Here is a 17005-nt window from a genome sequence, read left to right on the forward strand (position 1 = left end):
GAAGCCCTCATCGCCAGAACACCACCACCGCACCGACGGCCCTTCCGCCGCTTGCTATGCCGCCGCTGAACGGCCACATCCCACCATGACCAGCCAGGCCGCCGGGTCCCCGCGACGGGCGCCCGGCGGCCTGCTATCCACCAGGAGCCAACTGCCTTGCCACCCACCACCCTGACCTCGTTCGGATACCTCCACCTGCACGGTGCCCCGCCCCCGGCCGCCGACCGAGTCGAGGACGTACGCGAGCAGCTACACCAACCAGCCGCCGCCCACGACATCCACCACCTCACCGGCCTCACCCCTCATGTCCAGGACCTCGTCCTCGCCACACCCGGCGCCCGCGCACTGCTCGACAACCTCACCCAGTACGCGACGTCCTGCGCCCCGACGAGCATCGCGGTCGGATGCACCGACAGCCGCCACCGGGCCAGCGCACTGGTCGAACTCCTCGGCCAGCGACTCCGTGAACGCGGCCTCGACATCGCGATCAGCCACCGGCACGCCCACCTGCCCGATGTCCAGCAGCAGGCCCCAGAGAAGGAACCGCGGCGAAGCTGCTGCGATCACAGCCCCGGCGAGCCGTATCCCGGAGACCGGCCCATCGTGGCGGCCTTCACACGGATGCTCGTGGCGCTCAAGGAACCGGCGCCGTGGACCGAGGATGACGACCTCGCCGTTCAAATCCCGGCAGGCGTCGAGCGGGCCCGCGTGACTTCCGCCGGCCAGCACAGGGACCGCGTTGGCCTGGTCCTCCTCCACCCGGACACCGCCACCGCACTCACCCAGCCCATGTCCTGTCCCCAAACGCTGATCCTCGGCCCCTGGAACCAGGCCTACCGGCCGCTCACCCACATCGCACAAGGCAAGCACATCGCCGACACCCAGCCCGAAGGCGGGCTGACCAACCCGGAAGTACGCTGCCCCCAGTGCCACGGCACCAGTCTGGAGGTCACCACCCTGCGCTACCCCAGCGGCGGCGCGGACGTCGCGAGCTTCACCTGCAGCGGATGCGCAGCCTCCTGGGAACCGTGGGAAACACCCGCACCTGTGCCTGAGGGGCCGAACTACCTGGCCGCATACCTCGGCGCTCCGCCCCTCGCGGACGAGGAGGCTGAGCTGCAGCGGCTCGCCAACGACATCAACGACCGCGCCACGGCCGCGCTCACCGGAAACGGCCCGTCCGTACCCAGCGTCGACCACCGGCGGCTCCTGCTCCGCAGGGCCGCCCTGCGCGACCGGACCGCCCACCGGCAAGAGGAGGGCTGGTACCTCGGCAACGTCTCCGCCGCCCAGGTCAACCACGGCAGCACACTGGCCACCCAGGCTGCGCACACCCTCCTGACATGGGACCGGGAGCACGACGAAGACCACGTCGCCGGGCCATTCGGACCGGACTCCCCCACGTGGAACACAGCCAGCGGGTCCCGGGCGTACGTACGGCAGGAATACCAGGCAATGCTTGCCCAGGCCCAGGAAGCGGACGACCGCGCACACATGGAGCCGCGCCGCGGTCCCGACGGCGAGCTACGCGACGCCCTCGGCCAACCGCTCTGAGGAAAGGGCCCGTTCACCGATGATCTTCGGATCGCCGGTGAACGGGCCCTTTCGTGTTTCCGAGGCGCCCACGTCGGAACCAGCGGACCTGCTGCGCCGCCGTATCTCGCGCTCGGCCTGCCCGGGGTGGCCACGGTCGGTACCTACCTCTTTCGCCAGGACGCTCCGCTGAGCTAACCGGCGAGGCGGAGAAAGGTCAGCCCTCAAGCTCCGGGTGCCGGGCGGCCTTCTTCACCCGCGCTTCCAGCTCGTACCGGTTCTCGTCTTCACCCGCCGCCTCGGTGATCGCGGTCTGTACCGCTTCGGCAGCCTCACGCCACCGCTTCCACTGCTCGCGGTGCTTCTCGCCTACCAGCCCGGCCAGCTCGGCGTGCTCGGTGTCGGACTCGCGCTGCAGTTTGATCAATCTGTCGATGTCACTCACGGCGGGATCTTAATCCGCCTGGTACGGGCCTTCATGCGTTCCGGAGCCTTGCAGGCCACTTCACACGGGGAAGTCAGCGTCGTGGAAAGGGCCGGGACGGCGGTGGCAGGGTCGGAACCGCACACTCGTTGCGGTAGATTTTCGTGGCAACACCCGACCAGTGCATCGGCGGAAGCAGTATGGCGTTGGTGAGGCAGCCGCCGAGGCCAGCCGAGGCCATACTTGTGCAAGCCAGGGCAGGCCGGGTGCCTGGTAGTCCCGCAACGTCGAGCGCAGCGCCGCTGGCGCGGGCCCGGGTCCGGCGGGCGCCTCGCTGTCCGACCAGCTCGCCAAGGAGCTGCGTGAGCGGCCCGGCCCACGCCATGCGCGGGCTCTTGACGCCTACGAGGGCGTCGCCCGATGAGTGACGGCGCCGGGCCGCGGAACCGTGCCTGAGAGATGATGCGCGGGCGGGGCGACCGGGCTGGACCGTACGCTGCGAGCCCGACCCGGCCGCCCCCGATCAGCGGATGCGGGTGTAGGAGGGTCGGGGCAACTCCGCGTAGTTCGGTCCCTCGGCGGGCCGCGTCTGAGTCTGGGTCTGGCACTCCTCGTCAGGGGCTTGGCGTTCTTGCTGCTGTCGCCGAAGGTCCTCGGTGGCCTTCCTCGTGCGGCGGTCCTCCTCAAGATGGCGCAGCTGCGCCTGTCGCGTGTGCTCGTCGTGCTGTTTGTCTGCCATGCAACGTGTCCTCTCGTGTCCGGTTTGTATATCGGTGGTCAGCGCACGCCGACGCCGGCGCCCTGCTGGACCTGCCGGGCGTTGTGCTGTGCCTCGTCCGTGGGGGTGGGCTTGGCGGGTGCGGCCTCGGCGGGGGCTGGATGGTCGGCGGCGCGGACTTCCTTGCCAGTGATGAGGCTCTGGCTCACCTTCTTGAGCTGGTCCTCCCGTCCTTCCAGCAGCTTGGCGAGGTCGGGGTCGCTCGGGGTTTCCACGGCGGGGGTGGGCCGCCGGGTGCCGAGGTTGCTCGGGCCGCGGCGCTCGACTGACTTGTCCCTGCGCGGAAGCTTCGCCTTGGCCGCCGGGGCCGGCTCGGCGGGTGCAGGTGGCGGAGGTGCGGCCGGTGCCTGCGTCTGCTCGGGCTCGGCCGCGGTGGGGGCCTCAGCCGCGGGGGCAGTTTCCGGCTGCGCCGCCGTGGTCGGGGCCGTCGGCGCCGAGAACGCGGCCACCGCTGCGGCGCCCTTCTGTATTTCGAGCAGGTTCGGCAGGCGCTCCTCAAGCAATTGCAGTTGGCTGGGCAGTTGGTCGCGGGAGGCGGTGAGGGTTTCGCGCGGCTTGAGGCCGTTGGGCGGTCCCACCACGTTGAGGGTCTGGAGCACGTCCAGGGCCCGCTCCGCCTGCGCATGGCTGAGGTCTAGCTCGGCGGTCTCGCTCAGCACAAGCGGCGAAGCGACCGTGCCTCGTTCGACCAGGTGCGCGGCCACGGCTCGGACCTGGTCGGCCTGGAGGTCGGCTTCCAGGGCCTGGGCCGTGAGTTCGGGCGGTCCGGCGAGCTCCTGCGCAAGCCGGTCTTTGACTTCGTTGAGGAACGGGGCGTCATCGTGGAAGGGGTTGTTCTCCACCCGGCGGCGCAACGCGTCGATGAGGTCGAGGCGTGCCTCCACCGGGCGGTCGGTCTGCATCCCCACAATGTCACTGGGGGGAAAGGTGGCCTGGGTGCCCCAGTCCTGTATGCCCCTTGCGACGGTGATCTTCTTCCTGGCGAGGAGGACTCGGATCTGCAGGTCCATACGTTCCTGGGGCGTGATGTCCTTGTCGCGCAGTGCCCAATTTGCGGTGCGTGATTCCTCGAGAAGCGCATCCATGTACCGCTTGGGAGGGTCGGTCTCATAGTGACCGAAATCACGCTGTTCGTCCGTGTCGAGAACGCCGCGCATGCGTTCCAGGCGCTGCTCTGCGTAGTGGTAGATCGTCGCAGCGATATTGCGGCCCCCGGAGGTGCCTTGGCCCTGGTTGTCGTAGCGGCGCATGACGGCCCGCGCGATCCCCGAGATCATCTCGAAGCCGCGGAGCTGCGCGGTCTCCACCATGCCGTGCAGGCGTACATCGAGGGTGAGGCGGTGACCGGCGCGGCGTCCGCGGCCAGCCAGCTCGCTCAGGGCAGTCATCAGCTGGGAGGCTTCGGCCAGTTCCGGGTCGGCGGCCGCGCCGATGGACAACGCGCTGTCGAGTTCCGGGTCGTCAGGGTCGTCCAGACCGAGGTCCTGCTCGGGGTCGTCAGGCTGGGCCCGGCGCAGTTCCTTGTTGAGCTTGTGGATGTGGGCGATGAGTAGGCGCGGGGTGTCCAGCGCCTGTACGGAGTCGAGACCGGAGGCCTGGAGTGCGTGGGCTTCGGCGACGCGGGTGAGCACGCGCATGGCCCGCCCACCTGGTGTCTCGCGCTGCCCCCCGGCGTCGAGGACGGCGCTGACCTTGGCGGCGTGCCGGGCGATGAGGCTCGCGGCCAAGGTAGTGATCTTGGCCGCGTGGATCGCGGTCTTGGGGTTTGTTTCTGCTTGCTCGTTGAGACGGGAGAGTGCGTCGTCGACTTGCTCGGGGATGTCGCGGAGGGCGTGCCAGCTGGGTACGTGCCAGTAGTAGCCCTGGTTGATCTTCGCGGTGGTCATGGCGGCGGAGATGCCGGTCAGATCGCGGGGGCCCGCCGGGGGCGGCTTAGCCACTTGGCCCAGGGCACGCGCGCGGCGCAGGCCGCTCTGGAGGTTTTCCAGGCGCGCGTATCGCTCGAGCTCCTCTGCCGTCACGGCTGCCGGGGCGTCGGTGGACAGCTTGAGCATGTTGGGTTCGGTCTGCAGGGGGGCTGGTGTGGTCATCGAGATCTCCGCGTCAGGTCTGGCTGGGTGCGAGTGAGGTGGGCTGGCCGGCTGCGAGGGCGTTCGCCTCGGCTTCCGGGTGCGACTTGCGCAGGTTCTTCCGCAAGCGGGATGCGGGCGCCGCGTTGTCGGCCGGGTCCGGCTCGCCGCGGGGCCCGTTGCGCTTTTGCTGCTCGGCGAGGATCTTGCTGACCATCTTGTGGATCAAGGCCTCATCGAGTTCGCCGGGATCCGCCCCGTCGGGTGCTGGGCTCGGGGCGGCTGGCGCGGGCGCCGGTTCGGTAGCCGGTTTACGCAGGGCAGGAGGAGTGGCCGGCCGGGCGAGCAGAATGTCGATGTCGGAGGGGCGTGCCAGGACCGTCCGGGGAGCATCGGCGCGGTAGGGGCCGAGGATCTGCTGTTCCTCCAGGCGGTGCAGGAGGCGGTCGGCACGCTCGGCCGTGACGTTCATCGAGCGCCGGAGCGTGAGCGGGGAGGCGTTCCGGTGGGAGGTGACCGTCAGCGCGGCCTGCCGCAACTGGGCCGGGGGGATGGGGCCTTGCGGGTCCGCTCCCAGGGGCACGGTCCCGATCAGGCGCTGCTGGTAGGCCCAGGCCACGCCGTTGAGAAGGTCGGCGGTGGGGTCATAGGGGTTGGACTCCTCTCCGGTGTGTGGGTCGGTGTCCCGCAGTTCGGCGACACGCCTGTCCAACCGATCCAGCAGAAGGTCGTGGGCGACGACCAGGTTCGGGACAGGCGGGGCACCGGCGACCAGGCCGTTGTCAGGCAGGAACTCCGACTCCGGCGGCAGGCCGGTCAGTTGCTCGTAGCGGGCGCGCCAGCGGGCCCGGTTGATGATCCACTGCTCCTGGAGTTTGCCTCGCTCATCGAGTTCCCTGCCCCGTTCTTCCTTCCAGATTTGGAGTTCGCGTTCCGGATCGGCGCCCGGTTCTTCCGCCAGCCGGGCCGCGACACGTTCCTCGATAGGCGTTTTGACTATGGGCGCGGCCATGCGCCGTTCAAGGTCGCGTTCGATGTGGGCGAGGTCCTGCATGCGCCGGTCGGTGCGCACGGCGCGCTCGACGGGCAGGATTGCCGGGTCTTGGCCGCGCAGGCGCGCGACGGTGCGTTCCAGGCGGGTGCTCAGGCCGGTGAGCCGGATCTTGGCGGCGACGGTGGCCAGCCCTTCGAGGGCGCGGACGAAGCAGCTCTTGGCCCTGTTCATCAGCTGCTTGCCGTCCGGACCGCGCAGCCGGCGCAGGGCGGGCTCGCCTGCGTCCATCTGGGCTACGAGGTCGGTGATCTTCTCGTAGATGGTGTTGGGCAGGCCGATGGAATACGGGCGGAGCACAGCAAGGGCTTCATGCGCGCTGTGGTGGGCGACGGTGAGGTCGACCGGTATCGGTACTGGATCACCGGGCGGGAGCTCAGCGGCGGCCTGGGCGATGTCGTCGAGCTCGGCTGCCTCCTGGCTGAATCCGTTGTCGAGTTCGTCCCAGGTCAGCTCGGTGCCGTTGGCCTCTTCCTGGATCCAGGAGCCGTCGTTGCGCAGGACCCAGATGTGGTCGTTGGCCGCGAGGTGAGTGAGCGCGCGGTCAGCGTGTCCGGTGGTGTACAGGTCGATGGCCTGTTCGGCGCGGTGCCGGATCCGCTCCTCGCTGCTGTCGGGGCTCTGGGCGATCGTGTCGAGGAGGTCGGCGAGCTGGGCGGGGGTCGGCTGGGCGGGGAACTGAGGCGGGAGGATGCTGCGCACCGCATCCCGCCAGGTCTGGCTCAGGGGGGTGCCAAGCAGTCCAGGCGCCTGGGCGGCGCGCCACTCGATCGCGGCGAGCAGTTCCGGGCCGGTCATCTCGGCGAGGCGGCTGTAGGACAGGCGCAGCGAGTCGGATCGGGAAGGGCCCAGCCACACCACGACGGTGGGGTCTTCACCGGTCTGGTCGTCTCCGGACGTGCTCAGGTCGACGCCGTGGATGGTGCCCAGCTTCAAGGGCTGGGGCAGCCGGTCGGGCTCGGGGCTTTCGGCGCTGTGCTGGCCCAGGCGTTCGTGCACGGCGGTGCGCAGGGCGTCCGCGGCGGTAGTACGGTCGGTGTGCTCGACCGGCTGTCCGTCGACCGGTGAGGGCAGGAACATGCTCAGCGCCAACTCCCCGCGGGCGGGGGCGGCCGTGCCGGTGGGCGTCACTGGGCCACTCGCGCGTGTTCCCGCGGGCCACCGTCCGGGTGCGGTGGCGGCGGGTGCGCTGTCGGTGGGCCCGGGTGCCACTGCGCCGGGCGGCTTGGGGGGCGTTTGGGGTGTGTCGGTGTCGGCGGAGAAAGCGGAGCCGCGGGTAAGCACGGTGATGTCGTCGGCGAAGTAGCCGTCAGGGTCGGCGGCGAGCAGGTCCAGCGCATGCTGGTAGACCTCGCCTTCGTAGTCCGGGTCATGGTTGCCGGGTCCAAGCAGTACGGCGGTGGCAGCCAGGGGCCCGGGGATTTTCCATGCCTGGTGCAGTCGCTTCGCCCAGGTGACGGCTGCCTGTTCCAGTGCCGAGGTGTCGCCAGGTGATTGCAGTTGCACTGACTGGCGGATGTAGCGTGCAACTTTTGCGGCGATGGTTCGGGTACGGAGGAACCCCTCGATCGTCGAGGTATCGAAGGCGTGGTCGGCACGTTCGCGTTCGTCCGCGTTCTTGATCAGGACGGCCTCTACGGCGGCGTCGAGGAGAGGCTGGCGCTGCTCCAGGGCGCGCAGCACCGGGGTTACGCCGTCGCCGGTGGCCTTGGTGCCCTCTTCCCACAGCTTCGCTGCGTCTTTGGCATCAGGGGAGGTGGTGACCGTCGGCGGGTCGGTGGGATGCAGGAGGAGCTCGTACTTGTTGAGCAGGACCCTGCGGCCGCTGGAGTCGTTGTCCTGGAACAGGATGTGGGGACGCGGATTGTCCGTGTCGAGGGCGCGCAGCGCGGTGAGCTGGCGTTCGGTGAGGGCGGTGCCCATGAAAGCGCCCGCCACGGGGCGCCGTGCGATCGGGACAGTCTTCGCTGCGCGTGCTAGGGCGATCACGTCGGTGTATCCCTCGACGCTGACGCGGGGCCCGTTGCTCCAGGCCAGGGCTTCCGCCTGCGCTGGGTGGTAGAGGCCGAAGACGTGGTCGCCCTTGTGGAACAGCGCTGTGTCCGGGGTGTTGAGGTACTTCGGGCTCTGCCGTTGATCGGCCTCCTCCTCCGTTTCCCCTGGCCTGTCGACACGTCGGCCGCTGAAGCCGACGATGTCTGCGTTGGCGTCGTGGATCGGGAACATGATGCGGTCGTCGAAGTAGTCGATGAGCGTGCCGCGCTTGCTCTGCCTGGCGAGGCCTGCCTTCAGGAGTTCGTCCTTGGTGAAGCCCTGGGCCGTGAGCTCGCGGACCAGCAGGTCCCAGCGGCCGGCGCCACGGTCGGAGGGCGCGTAGCCCAGGCCCCATTCCTGCTGCACCTCGGCGGGAAGCTGCCGCTCCTGGGCCAGGTAGGTGCGGGAGAGTTCGGCGTTCGGATCGCTTCGCAGCCGCTCGGCGAAGATCTTCGCGGCGGCGTTGTTGGCGGCGATGAGCCGTTCGCGCGGCACCGGAGCCGGCTGCGCGCTGGGGGCGTCGTGCAGGGAGCCCTGGCCCGGCTGGGTGGTGTGCTGGAAGTCGATGCGGTAGGCGGCCAGGCCCTGGTCAGGGTGCTCGCGGATCGCCTGGTGCAGAGCCGGGCGGAGGCTGTTCGCTATCTCACGGTCGCGGTCGACGTTGCCGCTGGTCTCCAAGGTGATCACGACGGTGCGGTTGGCGGTGAGGACGCCCGTTGCCTCCAGGGTGATGCCGAGGTCGGTGAGGGCGGAGCGGGCCAGGGCCGTGAGCTGGTCGACGGGGTCGGCCTGGGCGGGTGTGGGCCGTTGAGTGGGGGCCGCGGGGGCGCTTTCTTCCTGCTGGGCGCTGCCTTGTTCCTGCCGCTGGTCTCCGTCGGGGACCGCGGCAGAGTCGGCCTGGGGCGAGGAGGAACCTGCACTGAGGGGCGCCGCTGTCTGCCTCGGTTCTTCCGCGGCGTCGGCGTCCGGTGCCGCGGGGGTCTCCCTGGCAGGGGGCGTGGCCGCCGCATTCGTGGTGGGCTGCGCTGCGGGTTCCGGCGCAGTCACGGTCGCCGGGGCAGCGGGAGCAGGAAGCTCGGCCAGTCCCTGGGAGTTCTGCGGTCCGGTCGCAGACGGTGCAGCGGTTGTCGCAGCGGTCGCGGTCGCGGGCCCGGGCTCCACCGTCTCGGTCGGGGTCGGCTGATTGCGGTCCGGCGCTGGGAGCCCGGGGGGCGGCGCTGGTGCGGAGGGGGCGTAGTCCAGGAGCGGGCGGGCGCCGTTGTCGCTCGCGTTCATCCACGCGGTGACCGCCGTCAACAGCGTCTCCGGGGCGACCACCGCGAGCGCGTCCCCCGGGATGGTGACGGCCCGCGCACTCCCCCCTTCGTCCTTGGAAGCGAGCCCGAGTAGGAGCACTGGTGCGGATGTCCCGGCCTGGTCGACCCGTGCGTAGACCGGATTGCCGTGGATGTGGGCGAGGGGCGAGACGTCCGGGTTACCGTCGGCCAGGTGGGCCTGTGCCTGGGCGAGGAGGCGCAGCGCGGCCTCCTGGGCGGTCATGATGCCCCCCTCCCCAGGAAGCTCGAAGATGGGCAGCTGGTCGTCGTCATCCGGGTCCACAGCCATCGTGGTGGCCTCCTCTGCCGTCTCGGGTGCCTGCTCGGCGGGGTCCTGTGTGCCGACGGACTGCTGGGTGACCTGCTCATCACGGTGCTGGAGGTACTGGCCCAGCTCCATCTCGCCGTCCACGGTCTGCTGGGGGAAGGCAATGAATCGGCCCTGGAAGGCGAGCTGGCGCAGCTCGCGCAGCCGTGCGGTGTTGGTACTGCCCTCGGCCTGGCCGAGGACGAACTTGGCCATGGTCAGTTGTGCGCACCGGATGTGGTGGCCCAGTTGCTGTACCAGGTGTGTGGGCTGGTTGCCGCCGTCGGTGCCCGGGTCGAGGGCATCCTGCAAGGCGAGCAGAGCGGTCAAGCCGGGAGGGCGGAGGGTGCTGGCATCGGTCAGGGCGGTTGCTGCTTCCTGTGCCGCCGGGGTGCGCGCAAGCCACTGTTTGTGCTGGTTGAGCTCGGTCAGCAGGGCCTCGTGGGCGACGGCATACGCAGCGGGGTCCGGGTAGGGCGCAGCGGACTCCAGGTCAAACGGCGCGGCTGGGGCGACGGTGTGGTCAGGGGCGGCAGGTTCTTCAGCTGCGGCCGCGCTCGGCGGAGCACTGGTGCCCATGGTGCCCTCCTCACGTACGGCGGCTGGTGGGCGCGACGGGCGGTTTTCGGATTCGGGGGTGGAGCTCTCCAGCTGGCCGCCGGGCGCGGCAGTGCTGGCAGCCTCCATTGCCGGTGCATCCGGCTCGGTGCCGGGCTCCTCGTCCGCGCCAGTGGGTGCGGGCGCGGTCTCGGCGAGCGAGGCGGTGCTGTCGGGGCCGTCCTCCGGCGCCCTCTCCTCCGGCACGGGCCCGGGGACAGCTGGGGTGATGTCGGTGGGGGCGGGCATGGCGGTTGCCGGCCCCTCGAGGGTTGGCGGCACCGGGGCGGTACCGACTTCGATCGCCGGGGCCGGTGCCGGAGCGAGGGGAGCCTCGGGGCGGACTTGCCCGGTGCGAGCCTCCGGCGGCTGTTCCAACGTCTGCTCGCCGGTCCCGGGTTGGTGCCGCACGGCCTGTTCCTGGGCCGGATCCTGGCGCTCAGCCTGCCGGGTGTGGGTGCTGTCGTCGGCCGCGGTCTGGGCCGACGCTCCAGCCCCGGCAGCGGTGCCGTCGTTGGCGGATGGCATCACCTGTGCGCCTACGTCGTCGGCGTCCGATGCTTCCGGCCCGGCGGCCAGCTGATCAAGTGCCGCGCCTTCTTCCACCTGCTCAGGTGCGGGCGCAGTGGTCTCGGCAGTGGGCCTGGCCTGGTCGGACCGGACAGTGGCCGGGGCTGGCGGCGCCTCGCCATCGGTCTGGGCGCCGCCAGCGACTTCTTGGTCGTGTTCTTCAGCGGCGTCGCGTACGGCAGGGAACGGACGGGGTTCGACGGCGCGCCATGTCTTCCGGCGGTCGGCCAACGTGTCGACCGTGTCCGTCTCACCCAACGCGTACTCACGCAGGGCGTTGGCCACGTGCTGGGCGGCCTCGGCAATGCTCTCCGCTGCGGGCAGATGCGGGACCTTGATCTCCTTGTTGCCGAGCTTGCGCAGCTCGCCCGTCCATCCGGCAGCGTCCTCCAGCACGTTGACGATGGCGTCGGCATCCAGACCGTGTTCCTCGGCGTGTTCGCGGACCGCGAGGAGGTAGGTGATGACAATGCCCCGTGCCTGGTCGCTATGGACGTCGTCCGCCTGCACCCCCTTAGCGGTCTTCCACTGCGGGTTGCGGACGTTCTGCACGTAGTGGTCCGCTGCCTTCTTGCCCGCCTCCTCCAGCGCGGCGCGCAGGTGCAGTACGGCCTGGGTCGTGTACCCGTGTGTGACGGGGTCGGTCAAATCTTCCAGCGCGGCGGCGGCGTTCTCGTCGTACTGGGCCAGCGGATACTGGTGTGTCCAGTACGCGTGGTCGGGGCCTGCCGCAAGGTCTGCGAGGTCGCGGGCCGTGGAACGTGAGGCTCGGTCAGCGGCATCGGCCGCCATGGCGTAGGCGTCCTCGATGCTCTCCTCGCTGTCCCCGCCAATTCTCGTGTGCCAGTCAGCTGGCAGTGACACAGGGACGGGTGGCCGGGGGGCTTCTCCGTTTTCGCCGGGTACCGGAAGGACGCCCAGGGGCGCGTAGTCGATGGGCGGCAGGGGCGCCTGTTCGACGGTCTCGGTGTCCCGGGGAACTGCGGGCAGGGTGAGATTGTGGTGGGTGTACCAGGCGAAGCCGCGCTCGGAGAGCTGGATCTGCTCGCCCGCGCGGTCTGCCAACCCCTCGTTCAGGACATCGCTGATGCGCTGCGGAGAGCTGGCCTGGCGGACGAAGCGCCGGGGAACTCTTTGCATGAACACGCCGTCGACTTCGGTGATGTTGCCGCGTGCGATCTCGTTGAGAATCTGCTTGCGTGTTTTGGAGTAGCGCGGGAGCGGGTCACTTGTCGCTGCGGCGGTCTCATCCGTTGCTGTGGTGTGCGCCGGGGCCGACTCGGTCCTCGGATCAGAGAACAACGAGGTCTGTTCGTGGGCGCCTGGCTGCATGGTGTCGGTTGAGGGCTGCGCTGGCTGCCTGCTTTCGGCTTCCGCCGTGGGCAAGGAGGGCAGCGTGCCTGAGAATTTCGGATCACCAGTGATCAAGTCGAACAGATGTATGGCGCGCGCCCGTATTCCATCGCGGCCTTCTGCGTCGTGTGGGTGCCGGATGAGCCAACGTTGGAGGAGATGGTATTCCTTCTCCAAGTTCGACAGGAACTGGTTGCCGTCGCGGCGGTCGTTGATCTGTGTGGCGTCGGCCCGCCGTACGGGCATGTACCTGTTCTCGTACCGGTAGCCATCCGTGGTGTCGAGCCCGACGACCCCAGAGCCCTCAGGACTCCGCCGCTTGATGGTGCAGGGAACCGGTTCTTCCTGCCCGTGAACGGGGACGAGGACGCGGTCTCCAGCTACCAGTTCTCCGAACAGAACCTCGCCCGGGCCCGGAGGGCGGCCTTCGGCGATGTTCCTGCGCTGCGCCTCTCGGTCGTCGAATTCATCAAGGACGTCCTGATAGCGATGTACGAGGGAGTAGATGCGCTTTGCGTAGTTGTCGCGTGCCTTCTTCGTCCTGGGGGCGTCTGCCGGTTCGGCCGCGCGCCAGCGGGCGAGGTATTCGTCCAGGCTGAGGAGACGGCGTATGAGTTGTGACTCGGTCAGCTGACCGGTCTTGATCTTGCTGGGCACCGCTTCGGGGAACACTGGGGGATCGGAGGATCCCCGAGGTTGGGCCTTCGCCTCGTCAGTAGCTCTGGNCGAGGTTGGGCCTTCGCCTCGTCAGTAGCTCTGGCCATTCCCTGAGCGACGGGCCACCCCCAGGGCACATAGCGTCCCCGCCCGTACTCGTTCTCGTCTTCAGATGCCCGCGGCTCAGGGGATTCCCTTGGCTGGTCCCATGGCTGTGTTCGCTCTGGCGCCGCTTCACCAGCGAAGGTGTCGGCTCCGTCGTCGCCCCCCTGCCGAGGGGGATGTTCAAAGGTCCCGGTCGCCGCTGGGTCCATGATGTCCGATTGCCCGGCGGAGGCCTGCGCCTGGGCCGTGCTGGAGGTCTTAGCCGACGCTGGCGCGGGGGCGTCCGTTGCCGCCTCCGGGGCAAGCGCAAGGCGCGCCCGCCGCTCGCGGCCCGATGCCCTCGGCTGGCCGGGAGCGCGGAAGGGCTGCTCCTCCCAGGTGAGATCACCGTGTGGCCCGAGGTCGGTGGGCTGCAGCAGGGTGACGTTGTCTCCGGTCGAGGCGGACTGGACACGGATGCCGCCGTCCTCGATGGCCACGACCTTCTCCCGGAAGCCGTCCGAGTCGGGCACGTACAGGTGCCTGGAGCGGACGATATCGCCCACGGCAGGTCGCCATCCCGCACCGCTGGGGTAGAGGATCTCGTCCGCCGCGTCGTGGAACCGGCGCACGGCGTCCTTGAGGGGCTTGAAGTCAGCATGCGCGTTCTCTTGGGCTCGGGCCAGGATCGCGTGGCTTCGGGCCGTGGCGAGGTGTGCATCCCCTTCGGTGAGCCGACCGGCTTCGTAGTGCGACCGGGCTGTGTCCCATGCCTCGCGCACCTGGAGCAGGGCGCTGGTGGTGCTTCTGCGGTGAAGGTGGCTGCGGATGGTCTCCGCGGCGGTGAGCGCTTCCTCGGCCTCGGCGAGCGGTGTGGTGGTCGGTGTGTGTGTCCGCTCCGGACCGGCGCCGGGGATCCGCTCGCGTGCGGCGGGCTCCGGAATCTCGGAGGGGGAGATGTCGAGCTGTCCTTCCTCCTCTGCTTTCGTGCTCTCGGGCGCATCGACATCGGCGGCCGCCGTGGATTCAGGGCCCGGCACGACGGCCGGGGCCTCGCTCGTCTCACCAGTCTCGGCCTCGGCTGGCGCCGCACTGGTGGCGGAATCGTCCTGCGGCCCGGGCCGCTCAAGGGGCGCCGAGGGAACCTCGTCGTCGTCCCAGGACACGGCCGAGGGCGGCTCGGCCAGCGCAGAGGGCGCGTCGCCAGACCATCCCTCCATCTCGGGGACTTCATCGCCGGGCTCGCTGGCGCCGTCCGGGGGCGCGGCGGTCTCGCGTCCGGTGTCGCCGTCCAGGGCCCCTGGTGTCTGGGGCGTCGGGAGCTCAGAGCGGTCTTCTTCCGGTGCCGTACTGCCGTCTCCGCTGGCCGCCCGGCCGGTCAGCTCGTGCAGGGAGGGAAGCAGGGGTGCGAGCGGGATAAGCGGATCGGAGTCCTGGCCCGTCAGCTCGACGCTGTGCTCGATGAGGGCGGGCCGGATCGGTCCGCGGAACTCGCCGACGATGTCGCAGCGCCCGGGATGATGGGTGATCTCCGTGATCACGACGGGTGTATCGTCCCGGTCCAGAACCATGCCCGTCCTGAGCGCGGACAGGGGGACGGTCTCGGGTTCCCTGTCCGCACGCGGGTCGGGCAGGTAAGCGATCAGGCGGTCCAGGTCGGCGCGGACCTGATCCGCCCCGGGCAGCTCGAAGGCGGGTGCTTCGTTCTGATCGAAGAGGGAGGTGCCGGCCGCCGCGCGGGCGGAGGGCTTGCCGCGGCGTCCGGTGGGCACCGGCGTCGTCGCCATGAACTGCACGACGTGGTCGAGGACTTGCGTGGTCAGCCGCTTGACCTGGGCACGCAGGTCGCGGGCCAGGGCCAGTTCTCCGGTGGCCGCGAGCAGGGAGTCGCCGTGGCTGCCGCCCCGCAGGCGGGCGCCCGCCTCTTCGGCGGCCTGCAGCAGGCTGAGCGCTTCGGGGGTGGTGGCTTCGCGCAGCCAGGCTCGGATGCGGTCCCACGTCATCTTGACCCTGTGGTCGCCGATCCGCGCCTCGAAGTGCTTGGCGCTGTACTTGTGGCTAACGCTGCCACCGGGGGCGAGGTCCTTGTTGACGCGTCCCGTCCCCTCGCCGTAGTAGCGCATGTGCCGGCTCTTCCAGCGGGCGAAGGCATCGTCGTCGTCCAGCGCGGCCATGAGGGCGATGAGGACGTTGTCCGCCAGCACACCGCGCAGGGCCCAGGCGGCCGCCGCCGCCTCCTCGCTGTGCGGGGCGCCCACGTCGGCCAGGGCAAGGGCCCAGTCGCGGGCCAGCGGGGTGGTCGGTGGGGGCGCGGCTGTCTCCCCGGACGGCTTGTGAGGCGGTGGCGCGGCTGTCTCGACAACGGGGTTGAACAGGCCCAGTGCGGCTGGGTTGTCTGCAGTGGGAGGTGTTCCTTCGCTCGCCTCATCGGGAGTCGTGGTGGAAGAGGTTGTGCCCGCCAGCGGAGCGTTCTGGCCCGGCGGCGGCAGTTCACTCGAGGGCGCCGCAGGTGCACGCTCGTCCTCGCCGACGTCGTCCTGACCCAATTCACCGGCCAACGCTGCCGGCTCCTGGGCCCCACCCGTGCCGGGGGCTTGGATGACGTCGAAGTTCTCGCCATGGCTCATCGCCGCCCAGCGCCCGAGCCGCTGCGCCAACTCCGCCATGTCAGCATGCCGTGCGGCATCCTCCGTGCTGATCTGAGGGACCTGGCCATCCTCCAGCAGCACCGGCTTCTCACCGGCGGCCTGCATCGTGTATCGGTCCAACGGCGGCAGACGCCGCGCGGCCGTCTTGCGGTCCTCGTTGTTCATCCACGGCCGACGCGACTGCTCGTACCGCGCCTCGTAGGCGGCGCGTTCATCAGCGTGCAGCCCCTCCGGGTACAGCGTCGCCAGGTACAACGACTCTCGCCCCATGTCCGAGGGGCGCAAGGACGTCGAGGTCTCACTATTCGTACCGGTCACCAGGAACCCGGCCGCGCGCAGCATCGCAACCCGCTCAGCATCCACCTTCCGCCCCGCCACGACGCGACCGTCAGCGGTCTTCTTCAGCAGCCGCGGAGTGCCGGTCTCGTCCAGCCACAAGCGACCCTGGTACGCATGAGCCATGTCCGCGGCGAGAGTCGGCCACCAGCCCAGTTCGGGCACCGCACTCTCGGCACGCCACCGAGCGCCTAGCAGCCGGTCACGGTTGGCAGCGTCCATGCGTGTCACAGCGGTCAGATCCCTGTCGAGCTCCGCCTTCAGCCGTGCATCCCACTCCGCCAGCCGCGCTCGCTCTGCAGCCGGTTTGAGCTCATCGAGAACCTCCCTCAGGGCATCCGCGGTCGTGGCGACGCCAGCCGCCCGCTGGGTCGCCACCGCTGCACTGACCGCCTCGGACGCGTGGTACTCCAGCCGCGACTTCTCTCCGTCGGCATGTGCATCCCGCGCCCTTCCGTAATGGCGTTCAGCGACGAGCCAGTGCGCGTGGGCGGCGTGCATAGCCGTCTCCAGCCGCTCCTCGTCCCGGGTCGAGGACCGTGCCGCAGCTCGCTCCGCTCCATTGGCTGCCTCGTCCGCGTACTGGAAGGCCTGGTCGGCTACGTCCATGAGAGCTGCGATGAGACGTTCTTGGTCAAGCTCTTCCGGCCCCTGGCCCAGAGCTGAGGACACATCGCTCCCCTCCCCGAAGCCTGTGGACATGGGGGTGGTGTGCTGCGTCTGCTGGGCATCGGCTTGCTGCTGTGGCGCGGTGCCCTGCCCATCCAGTCCGGTGTCGAAGGCGAAGAGGGTCTCGTCATTCTCATCCGTCCGGGGATGCTGAGGGGGTTCCCCGAGCGTGGATGGGGCCTCCCCCGTCGTCCCTTCTTTCGGCGGAGTGCCTGCTGCGGCAGAGTCAGGTGACGCCGGGCGCCTTCCGGGATTCTTGCGTTCGGGGAGGTCGTCGCCGAGGGTCTCGGGCGCGGTGGAGCGGGGGGGTGCGTCTGGGTCACCGCGTGCGTCGGCGTCCGCCCCCTGGTTGCCGGTGCTGCGGGGGCTGCGCGCCGCGGTGCGGGGAGTCCCGGGGGCCGCACGACCGTTCGCCGGGGCTGTAGTGCCTGCGCCGATGGGCCTGTGCTGACCCGGCAGGTTGGGGCGTCCGGATCCGTCCGGAGAATTGTGTACGGGTGGGAGGACGCGAGGAACGTCGTGGGCTGCCGACCAGCCCGGGGCCACATCGTCAACGGCCAAGGCTGACGGCGGCTCCTC

General features: G+C 69.9%; 6 protein-coding genes. 2 read left to right on the forward strand and 4 right to left on the reverse strand.

What is annotated here, in order from left to right:
• The first annotated feature begins 156 nt into the window (after positions 1–156).
• Positions 157–1554, forward strand: coding sequence for a RapZ C-terminal domain-containing protein (locus EEJ42_RS52850; protein ID WP_123100661.1), 1398 nt, complete (start codon positions 157–159; stop codon positions 1552–1554).
• A 196-nt stretch (positions 1555–1750) separates the two neighbouring features.
• Here EEJ42_RS52850 and EEJ42_RS16335 read toward each other — a convergent pair whose 3' ends face one another.
• From EEJ42_RS16335 to EEJ42_RS16350, 4 genes are all read right to left on the reverse strand, one after another.
• The gene (locus EEJ42_RS16335) at positions 1751–1978 is read right to left on the reverse strand and encodes a hypothetical protein (protein ID WP_246096793.1); all 228 of its coding nucleotides are present in this window, start codon (positions 1976–1978) and stop codon (positions 1751–1753) included.
• Between the two features lie 502 nt (positions 1979–2480).
• Positions 2481–2696 (reverse strand): hypothetical protein, encoded by a 216-nt coding sequence (locus tag EEJ42_RS16340; protein WP_123100662.1) that lies wholly within the window; start codon positions 2694–2696, stop codon positions 2481–2483.
• A gap of 38 nt (positions 2697–2734) precedes the next feature.
• A complete protein-coding gene (locus tag EEJ42_RS16345; RefSeq protein WP_123100663.1) occupies positions 2735–4825 on the reverse strand; it encodes a hypothetical protein in 2091 nt (696 codons plus the stop codon).
• Positions 4826–4838: 13 nt separating this feature from the next.
• Positions 4839–11819, reverse strand: a complete 6981-nt coding sequence (locus tag EEJ42_RS16350) for a toprim domain-containing protein (RefSeq protein WP_246096795.1) — start codon at positions 11817–11819, stop codon at positions 4839–4841.
• A 363-nt stretch (positions 11820–12182) separates the two neighbouring features.
• Here EEJ42_RS16350 and EEJ42_RS50880 point away from each other — a divergent pair, with 363 nt between their 5' ends.
• A complete protein-coding gene (locus EEJ42_RS50880) occupies positions 12183–12653 on the forward strand; it encodes a hypothetical protein (protein WP_184503115.1) in 471 nt (156 codons plus the stop codon).
• Positions 12654–17005: the final 4352 nt, after the last annotated feature.

Source organism: Streptomyces botrytidirepellens, assembly GCF_003721215.1.
GTDB classification, from domain to species: Bacteria; Actinomycetota; Actinomycetes; order Streptomycetales; family Streptomycetaceae; genus Streptomyces; species Streptomyces himastatinicus.

Coding starts and splice junctions, on each gene's coding strand:
- EEJ42_RS16340 (WP_123100662.1), bottom strand. CDS start 2,696: ATGGCAGACAAACAGCACGACGAGCACACGCGACAGGCGCAGCTGCGC.
- EEJ42_RS16350 (WP_246096795.1), bottom strand. CDS start 11,819: ATGCAAAGAGTTCCCCGGCGCTTCGTCCGCCAGGCCAGCTCTCCGCAG.
- EEJ42_RS16345 (WP_123100663.1), bottom strand. CDS start 4,825: ATGACCACACCAGCCCCCCTGCAGACCGAACCCAACATGCTCAAGCTG.